This is a genomic window from Gammaproteobacteria bacterium, from assembly GCA_013816845.1.
GTDB lineage: Bacteria > Pseudomonadota > Gammaproteobacteria > DSM-16500 > DSM-16500 > Aquicella.
The window spans coordinates 112865-129011 of the sequence record JACDDU010000003.1 but is presented as its reverse complement, the minus strand read 5'-3'; the positions used below and the strand labels follow the sequence as shown (position 1 = coordinate 129011).

General features: G+C 38.0%; 12 protein-coding genes. 10 read left to right on the top strand and 2 right to left on the bottom strand.

Annotation, left to right across the window (positions count from 1 at the left end):
• Positions 1-133: 133 nt before the first annotated feature.
• Positions 134-3238, bottom strand: coding sequence for a hypothetical protein (locus H0W64_06435; protein ID MBA3661345.1), 3105 nt, complete (start codon positions 3236-3238; stop codon positions 134-136).
• Positions 3239-3577: 339 nt separating this feature from the next.
• Here H0W64_06435 and H0W64_06430 point away from each other — a divergent pair, with 339 nt between their 5' ends.
• The 10 genes from H0W64_06430 (at position 3578) to H0W64_06385 (ending at position 15177) form a co-directional block, all read left to right on the top strand.
• The gene (locus tag H0W64_06430) at positions 3578-4660 is read left to right on the top strand and encodes a hypothetical protein (GenBank protein ID MBA3661344.1); all 1083 of its coding nucleotides are present in this window, start codon (positions 3578-3580) and stop codon (positions 4658-4660) included.
• 101 nt (positions 4661-4761) lie between these two features.
• Positions 4762-6582, top strand: coding sequence for a hypothetical protein (locus H0W64_06425; GenBank protein ID MBA3661343.1), 1821 nt, complete (start codon positions 4762-4764; stop codon positions 6580-6582).
• A 261-nt stretch (positions 6583-6843) separates the two neighbouring features.
• A complete protein-coding gene (locus H0W64_06420; GenBank protein ID MBA3661342.1) occupies positions 6844-10302 on the top strand; it encodes a hypothetical protein in 3459 nt (1152 codons plus the stop codon).
• 75 nt (positions 10303-10377) lie between these two features.
• The gene (gene rpmH / locus H0W64_06415; protein MBA3661341.1) at positions 10378-10512 is read left to right on the top strand and encodes a 50S ribosomal protein L34; all 135 of its coding nucleotides are present in this window, start codon (positions 10378-10380) and stop codon (positions 10510-10512) included.
• Positions 10502-10870 (top strand): ribonuclease P protein component, encoded by a 369-nt coding sequence (gene rnpA, locus H0W64_06410; GenBank protein ID MBA3661340.1) that lies wholly within the window; start codon positions 10502-10504, stop codon positions 10868-10870. Before rpmH ends, rnpA begins: the two co-directional genes overlap by 11 nt.
• Positions 10855-11064 carry a membrane protein insertion efficiency factor YidD gene (gene yidD / locus H0W64_06405; protein MBA3661339.1) on the top strand — a complete coding sequence of 70 codons (210 nt, stop codon included), beginning with the start codon at positions 10855-10857 and terminating at the stop codon, positions 11062-11064. The genes rnpA and yidD overlap by 16 nt, the downstream gene beginning before the upstream one ends.
• Before the next feature lie 15 nt (positions 11065-11079).
• Positions 11080-12756, top strand: a complete 1677-nt coding sequence (gene yidC, locus H0W64_06400; protein MBA3661338.1) for a membrane protein insertase YidC — start codon at positions 11080-11082, stop codon at positions 12754-12756.
• Positions 12743-14080 carry a tRNA uridine-5-carboxymethylaminomethyl(34) synthesis GTPase MnmE gene (gene mnmE / locus H0W64_06395; protein ID MBA3661337.1) on the top strand — a complete coding sequence of 446 codons (1338 nt, stop codon included), beginning with the start codon at positions 12743-12745 and terminating at the stop codon, positions 14078-14080. Before yidC ends, mnmE begins: the two co-directional genes overlap by 14 nt.
• Before the next feature lie 98 nt (positions 14081-14178).
• Positions 14179-14547 (top strand): hypothetical protein, encoded by a 369-nt coding sequence (locus tag H0W64_06390; GenBank protein MBA3661336.1) that lies wholly within the window; start codon positions 14179-14181, stop codon positions 14545-14547.
• A 3-nt stretch (positions 14548-14550) separates the two neighbouring features.
• A complete protein-coding gene (locus H0W64_06385; protein MBA3661335.1) occupies positions 14551-15177 on the top strand; it encodes a phosphoribosyltransferase in 627 nt (208 codons plus the stop codon).
• A 71-nt stretch (positions 15178-15248) separates the two neighbouring features.
• Here the strand turns inward: H0W64_06385 and H0W64_06380 are convergent, their stop codons facing one another.
• Positions 15249-16136, bottom strand: a complete 888-nt coding sequence (locus H0W64_06380; protein MBA3661334.1) for a phytanoyl-CoA dioxygenase family protein — start codon at positions 16134-16136, stop codon at positions 15249-15251.
• Between the last annotated feature and the right edge of the window lie 11 nt (positions 16137-16147).

Genomic DNA, 16147 nt, shown 5'->3' with positions numbered 1-16147 from the left:
GATTAATATGTCGAACTTCCCTAAATGGAAGCGCATCTTAATCGAAGATCATGACGAATGCCAATGGGATTATTATTTGATGAAAATCATAAGCTAACCCAATGGAGTATTATTCAAATAGGAATTTCTTAGTCTATTTGTTGGATGGAACATTATTGTTGTTAGAATCCAACGGCTCTCTAGGAGCGTTGACTTTAGAATGATGGAAAGTAGAAGAGCTGGATAGGCTTGAAGAAGTTTGAGACCCATTTGAGGGGATCTTGCTGCTGTTCGAATCACATGCGCTTGGGACGACTGGCGCTTTTGAACGAACGGTTCCTTTTTTCATCTGTTCCAATAAACTTGTATTGGAGCCTGATTGCATATTGTTATGGGTTGTGGCGCTCGACTCTTGATCTAGATGAGGCGAAGCGGGTGCCGACTTCGGCGTTACGATTTTATCTAGACCAGCATATGCACTTACTGCAACAGCCATGCCTGTACCAACGAGCGCTCCGGGGATGAAAGGTGTTGTGACGCCGGCCTTCATGAGACCACCTAATGCCGCGATAATTTTTATACCTACAAAAGGAATGAGGGGAAGCGCAAAAAACATTAACGTAGCATACCCTACTAAGCTAACGGCCATACTCACACTCATTAGTGCTAAACCTGCTGCACGGTTAACGCGACTACCATATTCATAAGCAAGATGTGCAGATCGAACAGGTGAGATAAGAGCGCGAACAATTGCTAAGGGCACAGTGACAGCATTAGTCAAAGCGCCAGTCAATTTCGAAGCAAATGCATAAGCGAATCGTTTGCTATTTGAGTAAGTAGGATTTTTAGAATGGACAAGGCTTATATCTCGAAGATAGGAAAAGCCTGCTTGAATAGTAAATAATAAAAATTCTGTAGCAAGTTTAAGAATGTTTTTTAACGGAGATAAAATCCAACCACCGGCAACATAGGAAAGCCAATCCAAACCACGACCTTTTCTTGGCCAGCCTAATAAAGGTAAAACATAAGCTAAACGATCACCCATTTTCGTGTTGACTTGGATATTGCCTGCAAAAGGTTCGCAGCCATAGCCATAGACTGTCGGGCTATCAGATTGAGAGATTGCATTGCCTCCAAATGAATCTGTAAATCCTTTTTTAACTCTATCTTTAAAAGAGACCACGGGGAGGGGTTGGTAACACTGAGTAAAGGGGGTCAATAATTGTTTGTACCTTGGAAGCACTTTTAACTGGTTTAGAATAGAAAAATAATCTTGCTCATGTTTTTCGGGATTCTTTAAATATCCAGTTAATGTGTTTAATAGATTATTCAGGCTAGGCATTACTTTAAGTTGATGGTCAGGCGTAATAAATTCTGTTGAAAAAGCATCTCGAATCGTTTTTAAAAGAGCGCCAACATGCGTTTTGAGAGGGAGCGGTGATTTTGATGATTGTTCTACCACATCAAAATATAGTCTATAAAAATCAAAAATTGTTTGGTTGTTTGTAGTAGGATCAGCCGCAAAGTTAATGATGGCAAGTAAAGCTTCTTTATACCCATGATCATCTAGATCCTCACGATCTTGCCGAAGCTCAAGCATTTTAATTCGTAATTGATCTAAAGATTTTGAAATAGGAGATCCTGACTGACCCGCGACTTTTAATAAATTTTCTAGAAGGACGATCTCAGTTATCGTTTCAGTTTCTTGACTGAGTAAACTTCGTAACATTTTTAATGTTTCGATACTGGCATGAGTGGGCGTTTGTACAAGCTTAGCAAATGTAGCAAATATTTTATGCGCGAAGGAAAATTTTTGCGACTGGGTTAATAACAAACCAATGACCTGACCCCTTAACACGGTGTCTAGCGTCATATAAATATCAGCTAAAAACGATAATTGAGGATTCGCTTGTCTTGGCTTTAAAGCTTCGATAATATCCTCGCGGGCTTGATAAAGTTGAGCATTTTTTTCCCATAACAAATCATCATTGTCCCAGGTTTCCTTTAACGCATAGATCTCATGAAATTTTTCGACTTCAGCTGTAACTTCTGGTTTCGCCGTGTTCTCCATCATTTCTATTTGATACGTTTTAGGAAATTTAAGACTTTGTAATTTGAATTTAAAGTCCCAAATTTCTAATTCAATATTTCTATTCCTATTCTCAAAAGTTTTATTGCGGCTAGCTGTCAAATTGTCATTTATATTATTTTTTAAAATGTATAATAATTCTTGCCCATTGGGAATCATTTTTAATTGAGGATGGTTTTGTATGCTGGTTATTTCTGGAGTGTATAATTGCAGCTTATGGCATACTTCTCGCAATGTGATTAATTCATCATGGAAATGATGAGGCCAAGGTTGAGATTTAAATTTATCGTTGGAATTATTTATAATATTATTTAGCATTAAAAACGCGGTAGGGTTTAACGGATTGTCCGCAAGGCTTCGTGTTAAAAACAATAAGTCTTGAACGGTAGCATTGTTTTCTAAATTCCTAGGATCCCTAAAGGTTATTTCTAAACTAAGAAGTTTTATTAGCATCGACTTCGCCAACTTCGCAAGAGCGGGATGTGCAGTTTGAGTTAAAGTTGTAATTTTTTTAGCTTCGTAATCCGAAGTGTCTTCAAGAAGGTCTCTATTTGTAGATTTTATTGGGACAAACAATTTTTTAATGTAGGGAGAGCTAAAATCTATTTGTGAAAACTTTAACATTTCATTTAATTCATCAAATACAATGGTTGTCACAAAAACACCAGGAATAGGAATGACAAAACCCCCATTAAGGTTAGGAACTATTTGATAAGTTATGACTTCAATAATAATTTGGCTATTCTTTAAACGAATATTTTTAACAGTATCGTACCCGGGAATCAAACCTTCACCGGTAATGTTTAAGAGTAAAAAATAGCCCAATTGAAGGCAATCTGAATTCCTACTCTTTAACAATTTTTTTATTGTAGTTTTGGCTTTGTTGATTTCATCAAAATTAGTAGGAGCATTAAAAAGCTTTTCAAGAAGGAATACTTCAATTTCTCCTTGAAAGTTATCAGTAAATAAGTGGCCATCCACGAATAAACCACCTTCTATTAAATCTTCACGCAAACTTTTGGGACTAAAGCTTGGAGGCGTTGAGAAAAATTCATATCCTTGTAGTAAGCAATTAAATATTTTTGAGTAAGTACCGGGCGCAGCATGAGCAATATCGTTTGCCGTAATGCTTAGGTTATTTTCATCGTACTTTTTCAATTTTCTAAACATCTTTCAGTAACCCCAATGTGGTTAAACCGCTACCTACATTATAAGCATGAGATGTTTAATGCATACTTAAGAGAAATGGCTAATTGGAAGATATCAAGGGCTTGTAAAGTGGGTAATTTTAAAGGGTATTTACAAGGTTTTCAATTTTTTTGCAGGGATGACTTTTGATATCAGTCCTTATTTCCGCAAGATAACTAGTTTTTGATAAAATTTTTGATGAATAATTAACAAAAAATCCGCTAGTTATCATTTTATTTCTTAAGCTTGCTTTAAAGATAGGAGTCTATAATCAATAGGTATAAATACAAAGCTTGATCTTAAGGCCACGGGGCAATAACTATGTTTGGTTCAACTAAAAAAAATACCAATAAAAAACAGCAGATTAGCGCAAAATCGTCTGCTACTCACGATGTATCCAAGGGTGATGATACTCATCCCACTGAAAATGCAGTTAAATTGCCTTTTACTTCATTAGAGCTACAGAAAATTTATTTGCTCGGGATGTATCGTTTACTTAGCACAAAAGAAGGTTTAAATACCGCTGTAGGTAAGGCAGGTTTTTGCAGACAGGTGGCTGATGAAATTAGGTACCTCAATTTAACAGAAGCTGATGCGTTGGGATTAGCAAAATTAGACGATCCTGGGAGGAAGGAGAAGGTTTCAAGGTATGTGGAAGGTGAGTTAAGTCTGGATGTCAATCGTCTTTGTAAGGAAGCATTGCGTGATGAGTATAAATTAGTGGAGGACGTTAGCTTTAAAATAAGTTTCCGAGAGAGACTGATTTTTGCATCATTATATTTTGAAGCTGGCGTAAATTATTATGATAAGTTTACATTGGAATTTGCAAAGATTTTGCCACCCACACTTATTAGAGACAATGCAACGGACGAAGCCAGAGCTCAATATCAGTTAAAAATTAATGCGTACGAAACCACTATTTCTATCTGGAACAAAACGCTAAAAGATGCTCCTTTCCAAGCTATTGCTCGTCTCAACAACTTTAGTTTAAAAACCTCTTCTAACCCAGAAGCACCTAGTTATGAACCTTCTGAAGAATGCAAACAAAGTTTTATAAAGGCAATTCAGGATGTTAACAGTGAGATGGGCTTGACCGATATCAATGATGGTTTACAAGGTATTAATCAACTATCCCCACCTGATTACAATGTTAATAATAATAATATTTTAAATACCAGAAAACAGGATAAGCAAGTAATCTTGGAAGACTTAATTACTCAGATTAAGGACCATGAAGAATTTTCTACTTTAAAAATAGAAAAAGAAGCTTTGGATGAGTTAAACCAATCGGAGATTGACGATGAGACTAAGCTAGATACCTTATGGAACTATAGTTTCGAACTGGGACTTACTTCCTTTCAAGCTCATATTTCAAAACTCGCAGGAGTACAAGTACTGGTATAATTGATTTCTACGATAGTCAAAAACCAAAAATTGAAGCATTAAGAAAGACAAAGCTTACTTTCACTGAAAAGCATCAGGCTTATAAAGAAATTGAAAAAGAGATGGCTGATGTGACGCTGTTGATCCGTAATGTAGCGCTGGGTAAAGATCTTATCGAAAAAGATAGCACTATTGTTAACAAATTCAATTATGAACAAAGCTTGGCTTTATTCAATATTAAAATGGCTAAACAAGCTAAACAGCAACGAACGGAATCACCCTTCTCTTATGAAGTTAAAAGAGACGCAGCAGTTGAGTTTGGATTGGTCTTAATTAAAAATATTAAAGCAATTAAAAACTTTCCTTTGAATGAACATATTATCGTTGCTTTAGAAGCAATTAATAAAGCGATCTTAAAACCGAATAACCCAAATATCGAGATTCTTAAATATTATGATAATTACATCGCATTTTTAGCCAAACTGGATTCCCTTGCGGGGAATGAGCTCACCCAATCACTTATTCAACAAATACACAGCATGATGAAGACTGAGTTTAGTTACACGGGTGACTTGAATGCTATAGAAGAAACCAATCTTAGATATCGCTTAAATAATATTTTTAGCATAGTAAATAGCGCGCCAAGCGAGCAAATAGAACTGTTTAAAGTTATGAAAAACTTCAGAGGAAGTGCCAATTCCAGCAATAAAGTGTTGCCTTCTAGCAAAGAAGGCTCGCCATTGTTTGATCGTATTAACAAAGGTTTTCGTAACGCTTTTGTTTTTCATGAACAAAATATCGATTTCTTTGGTCGTGAAGTAAAGAAAGGGTCACCTTTATTTAACCTTCTTAACTTTTTGGGTTATCCGAGACAGAATAATGGGTACGAAACAGTTTTATTCTTTTTTCTACCAACCTTTCTACTGATGTTCGCAAAAAATGCATTAAAATTGGTTGTGCAAATGAGTCTTTTTGTCATTAAAGAGTTACCTCATTATGTTTTTGATATTGCCAAACATAATTACCAACAAACTTCTGGGTTTGCAAAGTTGGGGTGGGGTGCTGCCAGCACTGTAGCAGGATTCTTTTATGGTTTGACCGCGACGCCCTGGTTGATTGCACGTGCGATATTCTCGCCTATCCAATCCGCTAAAAATTCATATGCTGACGTTTATCAAGTCTCCGGAAGCAAAGGTTTGGCAAGAGCGGCCTTAACATTGAGTGTGTTAGTTACCGCTGCAGCGTACACCATCCCTTTTATTTTCGCAGCCCCTATTGTGGGCTTGCTAGGTCTTGCAGGCGTCCCCTACATTGGTGTCGCAACAACCACAATGCTTACTGGACTTGCTAAATTTGCAGCTTTATTAGCGCCGGTTGCAAACGTTAGCGGAGTCAGCGGCACAGTTTTTGCAGGTGCGATTACTGGTATTGCTGCATCGTTAGCCGCGGTTGCTGTAAATTTTGGGTTTAAAAAATTATCTGCAAAACAAGCAAGTGCTGTTCCAAGTGATTTTAACGTCCAGCTTCTTGTACCAAGCCCTAACAATTCCACTACTGATGAGGAAAAAGAACCGTATGAGCTCGGATCTTCTGCACACCAAATGGACTTCCAGCATTTTGAAACAATCCCAAACCTTCAAAATTCTGATCAGGAAGAAAATGTTGTTGGGAGCACCGATTCATCACCCGAGTTGTCAGATAGTGGATCAGACCGTGAATTTATTAATCAAAGCAAATCGCCTTCTTCCTCAACTGTGATCATCGGTTCTCGATTGGATATCATTCCCAACGGCACTGTCGCGCAAATAGCTCAAGCGTTAGAATCACAAAATCTGCAATTGAATGGTCGTCAAGCTAAGGAGGCTCAGCAAAAGCCTATTCCAAATAATAATAACAATAACAACAATAATAATTACAACAACTATCATAACGCTAGAAAATAACACGCAAGTTGGGATGGTTGTGGAAATGGAGATTGAAAGCATTCAGATTAAACCTTAAAGCCGTCTTAAGACGGCTTTATTTTATGCCGAGTTTTACGATGAAAAATCTAGTCTCCTTAATAATCAAATAGATGCTAAATCTATAAAAAAAACCTTTGATTAAACAACTCCCCAAATCATTCTTTCTTAAGAATTTTTAACTAAACTATATAGTACGACTCGTAAGTTTTTGGCATGAATATTAGAAGGTTGGGGTGTAATTTGAAATCAAGATTTAAAAAAGAAATTCAACAACACATTTCAGCTTGGAAAGAAAAGCTTGCTTTAGAAGCGCCCGTATTTCCTGATTTTCTTAAACAAATTAAGCCGATATCGAACGCGACCCAATCAGATAATAATAATATTCCTCTCAGTGAACCAGAAAAATCGATTCCACGTGTCTTTGAAAAATTAAACCCAGATTCTCAGCAAATGCGGGATGCAACCAGTCAGATCCTACTCAACATAAAAGAAAATAATTGGGTCTATCCCTCACCCCAACCTTCTCTGTATCGAGACATTGGATCAGCGCTAAAAGTAGGCGGCCAAAGCTATTGCAATCAAGAGCGTGAAAATTTAGAAGGTTACGATTTTGACGAAGATGATGCAAAAAGCAATGATCCAAAAAAAGAGTTTATCTCTCAATATCTATTCAAAGCCGAGGACCCAAAAAGTTTCATCATACCTCATCAATTTTTTTCCCGTTCAGAAGCAATGTCGGTGAACAATGCTTATCATCAAAAACTTTATGCTCTGTTAGATAATTCCACAGATTATTTTGCAACGACATATCAAGATAATTTTAAAAAACTACCCGATACCATCAGTACGGTGCTTAAATATAAGTTTACAAATAATTTAATTTTAGAAAACAATCATTATTACTTGGATGTAATACAGGGTGAGTTTGAATTACGCGAAAATTTACCCGAACTCATTTCAGCACCTCAACAAATTCGAGGCACTTTACAATACCGTTATATCTATTCAAATGAAGGATTTAAACTCTGCTGGATTAAGCCAAGTAATAGCTTTTTAGAAATTGCTGCGATGGTAGATCCTTCTAAAATGCCCGAAAACTTTTTTAATATAATTGCTCAGGCAAAGGAAGAGGAAGAACAGCAATTCAAATTTTATCTCTCTCAACAAACGCAACAAACGCAGGAGGTTTGGGAGGCAATACATAATCTTTTAAACTCGGATGCTCAAGATACTACTCCTCCCTCACCGGCTACATTTCAACGGTTAGATGATACCTCAGCACGGTTTAGTACAAATTTAAAAAATTATAACCAAGGTAAAACACAAGATTTGAAGCAAAAAGCTGCAATCAGTAAATTAAAAAGAGATGCTAGTTTTGTTGAGACATTTGCAGCTATAGTTAATAAAAGTCGACCCATCCGAAATGCAATCCTTTTTGAAACGATAGTTCGAGACTTTACAACCCAGATTTTTCAAACCCCTTTTTATTCAACACTTATCGCTCATTATTATGAATTATTAGATTCATGCGAACCTCTTTTGGATAGCGAAATAAAAACCAACTTACTAATATTAATGAAAGCCCTCGTGCATCAATGTCAAAGTAAATCTTTGCAAGATATTGAATCGTATCTGGCAAGGAATGATATCCCAGCATTGTATCAAGCTATTTCAAAATTAAGTGATACTCCTCAACAGAATTTGCTTGAGAAATTATGCTCGATAATTTTATTGGAAAAGGATCCTAAAGTTTTACGAAAGCATTATGAAGCAATATTAACGCTGAGTAGTGAACATCGAGATTTTGCTTTTAGTACTTTATTTAAATCTTTAAGTTACGATTCTACAAGTTATAACCCTGATTATTTTCACGAAGCTAACTGGAGAGTTATTGCTGAATTAAGTCCTGCTAACCACGTCGTGATGTTTAGCGCATTATTTAATAGTGGCTTACCCTTAGAAGCCTTTTATCGAACTATTTTATCTTTAGAAAATTTAAATGTATCTCAAACCTTATTTAATTCTCTTTTACATTATATATATTCAAATAAAAATTCTTCTATTTTGAATGCACATCATGAAGCTATTTTGAATTTACCCGAAATTGATCAGGAAGCTTTTATAAAAAAATTATTTCACGTTCCGGAGAAAGATGAAGGGACTATTGCTAATATAACTAATTATTTGCAAAATGTTGTGAATTTATCTGACAACCAAAGCGAAATTAAAAACTCGCTTATGGTTTCGTTTTTTCGTCAATTTAATTTATTAATGCGCTCCCCATTATATGAAACGCCATTAACTTTATTTTATTCAGCTATTACACAGTTTGATCGCCCAACACAACAATTTTTACTTAATCAGCTTAAATTACACTTAACCAAGATTATACGTCCTGAAATTCTGTGGCGTAGTACGCTTGTCTTAATTAATTCCAAAGAAGATAAAGATGATTTAACTGCTCTGGCTGGGACAGAATCAGTTCGTAGTGAACATCTTAAATCTTTAATTTTATGGTATGAATCAAACGGGGTTAATTTTGATTTAGCCCTTAAACATTGTACCGATAAAAAAATTCTTCGTGAAATTGCTTTTATACGAACTTTTGGCAAAGAAGGTCAAACATTAAAAGATTCCTTTTTAGGGAAACCGGCAATCAAAGACGGTAAATTTAATCTAGTAGAAGCAATTGTATATTATATTTTGTTTGGATGGGCGCTCTTTCCTATAAAGAATGCATTCAAATATATTGCTGAGTATCTTCCTTATAAATTAGAAACGATATTCCACGTTAATTTTGTAAAAGCTAGTAATCAATTTAAAGAGTTAAATAATATTAACAATAAATCAATCATTGTGGCGCTGAAACAAATTGGTTATGGAACGCTAATACCGTTAACTTTGAGTGGGTATTGGTTAGCAAAAACGGTTAAGACATTGATTCGTACGATCACTTCTCCACAACGCTCTGCGAGAATTGCATTTCAAACTGGACAACGTATCTACCCGGGCTTAGGTTTTGTGTTGGTTGGAATAAGCATACTGATGAGCGCGGCTGCTTGGATTACTATATTCACGCTTTTCCCTCTTCTTTTATTAAAACTACCCGCTGTTCTTTCTGGTCCACTTGCCGCCGGATTAAGTCAGATTGCCCAAGCTTTTTCACTTTCTTCTATCTCAGTAGGATCTTTAACTATAAAAACCGTTGCCGTTGGCGGAATTATTTTGGGTATGGTGACGGTGGGTGTTAGTTTCCTTCTCAAAGGAGCAGCAAAATTAACTGAATTATGGCCTGTTGGAAATGGCGTCAACAAAGAAGAGTTAGGAAAAGAAGGGGTTAATGAGCTTATTGGCCAAAAAACCCCTGGAGAAAATAATATTCCAATTAAAAAATCCCATATGAGTATTTCGGGGATGCTTCTGAATGAATCTTACAAAAAAAATCACGAAGATCGCATTAAAAAATCTTCATCCAAAGAAAATGGACCCTTAGTTAGCAAGGGTAAAGCGGAAGCGAATTCTCCTCCACAAGGTAAAAAAATTAACCCTTCAGAACTGATATTATCCACAAAAAACTCACTGAGCTCTCTTCTAGATACCCATGGTATACATCAATCGTCGAAAGTGTTACCGGCCCGTGAGTCCAAACGCCCCCAGATTGCCCAGCCTAATTCCAAAACCGTCACTAAACAAAGCTAGAAGCTAGTATATTCTCATTTGACAATCTCCTCTCAAGCACCTAACATAAGCCCCCTCTAGAGAGGATCGGATATAATGAAAAGAACATTTCAACCCAGTGTTTTAAAAAGAAAAAGAACCCATGGCTTTCGCGCAAGAATGGCAACCAAAAACGGTCGAGCTGTGCTTAGCCGAAGAAGAGCAAAAGGTCGCGCCCGACTTGCAGTTTAACACCTGCTTTTCTAGGCACGAACGGCTTTCCAGTAAAACCGACTTTGCTCAACTTTTCGATAAGTCAAACCAACGCAAACTTAAAAGCCATTTTTTTATCGCGCTCCATAAAAAAAATGATGGCTCATTAGCTCGTCTCGGTATTGTCGTTAAAAAGCATACAGTTACTCAAGCCGTACTTCGCAATCAAGTGCGGCGTGTGATTCGAGAAAGCTTTCGGCAATCAAAAGAATTGTTAAAAGGGCTTGATATTGCACTGGTTTTGCGTTCAAATTGTACAGCCTTAGATAAAAGAGCGCTTCGAGTTGCCGCTGATAAGTTATGGCTAGATTTAATTTCTGCATGCAAATCATCTTAATTGCACTAATCAAAATTTACCGTTTCGCTTTCAGTGCTTTATTCGGTCATTGTTGCCGATTCGACCCAACTTGCTCTGCTTATGCTTTGATGGCGATAAAAAAATACGGCTGCTTGAAAGGAATTTATTTAACTGTGGGACGTTTACTCCGCTGCCATCCTTGGCACGCTGGGGGACATGATCCTGTTTTATAACCATAGAAGATTGCTATGTTAGAGAATATGTTAGATTACCTACGCATTACATTGTTCACCTTACTTTTGATCCTTGGCTTTTTTGTTTTTCAAGCTTGGGACCAAGATCATCCAGCGCTTGTTTTGCCAACCCCAACTATGGCTGCGAATGCCAATCATTTTGTGCCCGATTTATCGGCAGGGGTGACCCAGGTTACTCAAGCTGAAACACCGATGCCAGCCACGGCAGTTCCAGCTGTAAGCAGCGATGCTAAAGGAGAATTGGTCGAGGTCACGACCGATCGATTTGGCATCACGATCGACACGTTAGGTGGCGATATTCTTGCGGTTAAATTACTGCAATATCCTGAATCGTTAGGTTCCAAGACGCCTTATATTTTATTAAATGATGATCCGAAGACTCGATATATCGCAGAAAGTGGATTGTTGAGTGCGCTTGGGCCAGATACGAAAGAACGCCAAGCTTTATTTATACCCGAGCAAACAACTTACACGTTGGCCCCTAACCAAAATGAATTAACTGTCCGGTTAAATTGGGAAAAGGATGGTCTTAAGGTTACGAAACGATTTACGTTTACGCGTGATAGTTATGAAGTCAAAGTAGCCTACGATATTGATAACCAGGCAAATACAACTTGGGTGGGCAATCGTTACACTCAACTTGCACGGATGAATACACCACCAGAAAGCCAAGGCGGATTAATCAGCTTAACAACTTTCTTTGGGGCAGCGGTTTCTACACCACAAAAACCTTTTGAAAAATTAACATTCAAAGATTTGCAGCAGAGTAAAGTAAATACCGTTGCTAAAGACGGGTGGGCTGCGATGATCCAACATTACTTTATCAGTGCATGGGTTGCTGATACCTCAGAAGAATCACACTATTACTCTAACGTAACCCCTACTGGTTTATATTCTATTGGCATGATGGGTCCATCGTTAACTGTGCCGCCCCAAGGAAAATTAACCACCGAAGCTAAGTTTTATGCGGGGCCAACGATTGCAAGTGAATTGGAAAAGACATCGCCAACCTTAAAACTCTCTATCGATTATGGTTGGTTTTGGTTTATTTCCGGCATCATTTTTTGGATGATGCAAAAAATTTATGATGTTGTTGGTAATTGGGGCTGGTCCATTGTTTTAGTCACGATCGTCATCAAGCTTTTATTCTACAAACTATCCGCAAAAAGCTATCGTTCAATGAGTGCATTAAAAATGCTGCAACCTCGGATCGAATTATTGAAGGAACGTTTTGGCGAGGATAAACAGAAATTAACCCAAGCAACGCTTGAGCTTTATCGAAGCGAAAAAGTAAATCCGATGAGCGGTTGTTTGCCTATTCTTATTCAAATTCCTGTGTTTATTGCACTCTACTGGGTTTTGGTTGAAAGCGTGCAATTACGTCAAGCTCCTTGGATTTTGTGGATTCATGACCTTTCCCAAAAAGACCCTTATTATATTTTGCCACTTTTGATGGGTCTTTCGATGTTTGTTCAACAACGGTTGAATCCACCACCACCCGATCCTTTGCAAGCTAAAGTGATGATGGCGATGCCCATTGTTTTTACCTTCTTATTTAAAGACTTTCCAGCTGGATTGATGTTGTATTGGTTTGTTAATAATACACTTTCATTCTTACAACAATGGCATGTCATGCGTCAGCTTACCCACAGTAGCAATGTTAAAAAATGACACGATCGTCGCTCAAGCAACACCGAAAGGTTTTGGTGGTGTTGCGATTGTTAGAGTTTCAGGGCCGCAAGTTAAAAGCATTGCGACCCTGTTAACCGGTCAACCACTTCCTCCTCGTCAAGCAACGCTTCGAACTTTTCTCGCAGCTGATGGTGAAACCATCGATACAGGTATCGCTTTATTTTTCCCCGGTCCGCAATCCTTTACCGGCGAAGATGTCTTAGAGTTACAAGGACATGGTGGTCCGATTGTCGTTGATTTGATAATTGAATCTGTACTGCATGCTGGCGCTCGTCTTGCTGAACCGGGAGAATTTTCAGAGCGCGCTTTTTTAAATGGTAAGATTGATCTCGCCCAAGCGGAAGCGATCGCAGATTTAATTCAAGCCAATTCTAAAGAAGCGACGCGTGCTGCCCAACGCACTCTCCAAGGGGAATTTTCGCATGCTATTTTTTCCCTGCAGGAAAAAATTTTATCATTACGGATTTATTTAGAAGCCTCGATTGATTTTTCTGATGAAGAAATTGATTTTTTAAAAGATGAAAACATCTTACAACGTTGGCACGTCATCCTTGCTGAATTAGATCAATTACAAATTAAATCGCATCAAGGGAGTCTTTTGCGTGAAGGGATTAATATAGTTATTGCGGGACGTCCTAATGTTGGTAAATCTAGTTTGCTGAATGCGCTAAGCTGCAAAGCAGTTGCGATTGTAACGTCTATTCCCGGAACCACCCGTGATGTAATGCGCCAATCTATTTTAATTGATGGCATCCCATTACATATTATTGATACAGCCGGGTTGCGGGATAGCACAGATGAAATTGAACAAGAAGGGATAAGGCGAGCTCATGATGAAATTAAACAAGCGGATTTAATTTTACATGTCATTGACCGAGATTCATCTCTTGATGATTGGAAAATGGAGCAAGCGAATTGTCCCATTTTATTAATACAAAATAAAATTGATTTAACACCGCACGAGCCCTTTGTTCAAACATTAAAAGATCAAGTCATCATTCACCTTTCAGCTAAAACCGGAGCTGGTCTCACCTTATTGAAAAATGAAATTAAGCGTTGCATCGGGTGGCAACCACAAGAAGCGAGCGGTTCTTTTTATGCAAGACGTCGCCATTTAGAAGCGCTTGTTCAAACCAAAAAACATGTTCTTACCGGTTTAGAACAATTAGCTCACCACCATTCCATCGAACTTTCTGCTGAAGAATTGCGCTTAGCCCACCTTGCGCTTGCAACGATAACCGGTGAAATAACCTCAGATGACTTGTTAGGTCATATCTTTTCTAACTTCTGCATTGGTAAGTAGATCCGCTTCACTTTTTTCGAAAGACCACTGAACTATAACCCTCTCTTGCGAAAATATTGTAAAATAAGTGACATTTGCATTTACCCAAGGAGAGTAACATGGATTTATTAGCAAGAAGTTGGAGAGGCGAGGCATCGCTTGCCAAGGCATTTTGGATTGTCTATGTTTTATTCGGCATTCTTATCGCACTACTCATTACATTAATTTTCTCATTGGCTATGCCTGACTTTAATTATATGAACTATCAATATAAGATCATGGCGATTCAATTTCCGTATACGTTATTTAGTGCAATATGCGTCTGGCGGTGTGCTAAAAACTCAACGTTTATTTGGCGAATTTTAGCTCGTATCATTGTTGCTATTGGTGTTATTGGTGGCATCTTTAATATCGTACATGCGATCAATCCACCAACCGTTGTTGAAACAACTAAAACCACCACCGTTAGAGAGCAAACTGCAACTTAAGCAATGAAAAAATACCGTAATCGCGCGCAGGCAGGCCAAGTTTTAGCGGAGATTTTACGAGCTTCATCACTCTCTGTTGATGCGGTGCTTGCCTTACCGCGCGGTGGTGTTCCTGTTGCATCTGTTATTGCTAAAACTCTAAACGCGCCGTTAGATGTATTTATCGTCAGAAAATTAGGCGTTCCTGGCCATGAAGAACTTGCGATGGGCGCCATTGCCAGTCCCGATGTTTGTGTGTTTAACGAATCAATTATTCGCGATTTGAATATTGATCAAGCGGATATTAACGAAGAGATTTCAAACGAACGAAAAGAATTAAAAAGACGCGAACACCTATATCGACATAATAAGACTCCACTCGTCCTCGCCAATAAGGTAGTCGTCCTGGTTGATGATGGGATCGCGACGGGTGCTTCCATGCGTGCAGCAATTCTTGCATTGAAACAATTATCTCCCAAACAAATTATCTTAGCCGTCCCCGTTGCCGATGCGGAAATGATTCATTCCTTTGCCCCCTTAGTCGATCAAGTTATCTGCCCCTTACAACCCGATTCCCTGGTCGCAGTCGGTGCATGGTATGACGATTTTACGCAAACGGAAGATAGCGAGGTCCAAGCATTGTTAGAATGAGAAACTTTCACTGCCAGTAGTCCCGGGTTTAACGAAGCGAAACCTGGGACTGCCACCCGATCGTTACCAAACTACCCTAAAAACCCACGGAAAGGATTATCCTTCGGCCGTTGTAACCAATTATCAGCTGAGTATTCCGAATGTTTTGACATCACATGAAGTGAATAGGCGTTCCTTGAAATAGGAGAAATATTTTCTTTACTCATGTGGGGCAGCAAGCCGTTCAAAACAACTAAACTTCCACGTGGGACTTCGAGAGGAATCATTTTTTCCATAGGCCATGGCGTGTCATCATAAACTTCATAGGCAATACGATTATTTTTATTGCGCAGCATTCGTGTTTTAAGAGGGATTTGATGGCCACCTGGGATAACCCATAGGCAACCATTGTCGATGGTAGCATCTTGTAACGCAAACCATAAGCCAGTGATGGGTTGATCTTGGACGAATAAATAAGTGCTATCTTGGTGGGGCGTCACTTCGCCCCCAATAAAAGGTTGTTTGCAAATATACATTGATTGAATAATGATTGGATCAATAATTTCCAAATCCCTACAAAGTACTGCAGTTTTATGAAGGCGACTAAAACAGTTAAAAATCGGATCCAAATCATGCAGTGCATGGCCAATTTTATTAATACTGTAAAGTTTATTTGATTTTAATTCGCCATCTTCATTAATCGCACCTTCTTCAAAAAAGAAACGGATTTTATCGCCCGACTCTAAGAAATAAAGTGTTTTTTCATGATGTTGATCAAGTGTGGAAAAAATAGTGCGAACACCAGTTTCATCCCAGTTTTCAATTAATTTTCGAGCATGCTCAACTAACATTTCACAAAGGTCTTCAGTAATAAAGTTTTTTAAAACTAAATAGCCATCGTGTTGATAACTTTGTTTTTGTTGCGCAGTCAAAATGCTTCTTGTCGTCAACGTTGATTGCGGAGATCGAGTGGTAATCATGACATTATTTC

What these genes read in the sequence shown, in the direction of transcription:
- yidD (MBA3661339.1), top strand. Translation starts at nt 10,855, where the DNA reads ATGCAAATCATCTTAATTGCACTAATCAAAATTTACCGTTTCGCTTTC.
- rpmH (MBA3661341.1), top strand. Translation starts at nt 10,378, where the DNA reads ATGAAAAGAACATTTCAACCCAGTGTTTTAAAAAGAAAAAGAACCCAT.
- H0W64_06430 (MBA3661344.1), top strand. Translation starts at nt 3,578, where the DNA reads ATGTTTGGTTCAACTAAAAAAAATACCAATAAAAAACAGCAGATTAGC.
- yidC (MBA3661338.1), top strand. Translation starts at nt 11,080, where the DNA reads ATGTTAGAGAATATGTTAGATTACCTACGCATTACATTGTTCACCTTA.
- mnmE (MBA3661337.1), top strand. Translation starts at nt 12,743, where the DNA reads ATGTTAAAAAATGACACGATCGTCGCTCAAGCAACACCGAAAGGTTTT.
- H0W64_06425 (MBA3661343.1), top strand. Translation starts at nt 4,762, where the DNA reads ATGGCTGATGTGACGCTGTTGATCCGTAATGTAGCGCTGGGTAAAGAT.
- H0W64_06435 (MBA3661345.1), bottom strand. Translation starts at nt 3,238, where the DNA reads ATGTTTAGAAAATTGAAAAAGTACGATGAAAATAACCTAAGCATTACG.
- H0W64_06380 (MBA3661334.1), bottom strand. Translation starts at nt 16,136, where the DNA reads ATGATTACCACTCGATCTCCGCAATCAACGTTGACGACAAGAAGCATT.
- H0W64_06390 (MBA3661336.1), top strand. Translation starts at nt 14,179, where the DNA reads ATGGATTTATTAGCAAGAAGTTGGAGAGGCGAGGCATCGCTTGCCAAG.
- H0W64_06385 (MBA3661335.1), top strand. Translation starts at nt 14,551, where the DNA reads ATGAAAAAATACCGTAATCGCGCGCAGGCAGGCCAAGTTTTAGCGGAG.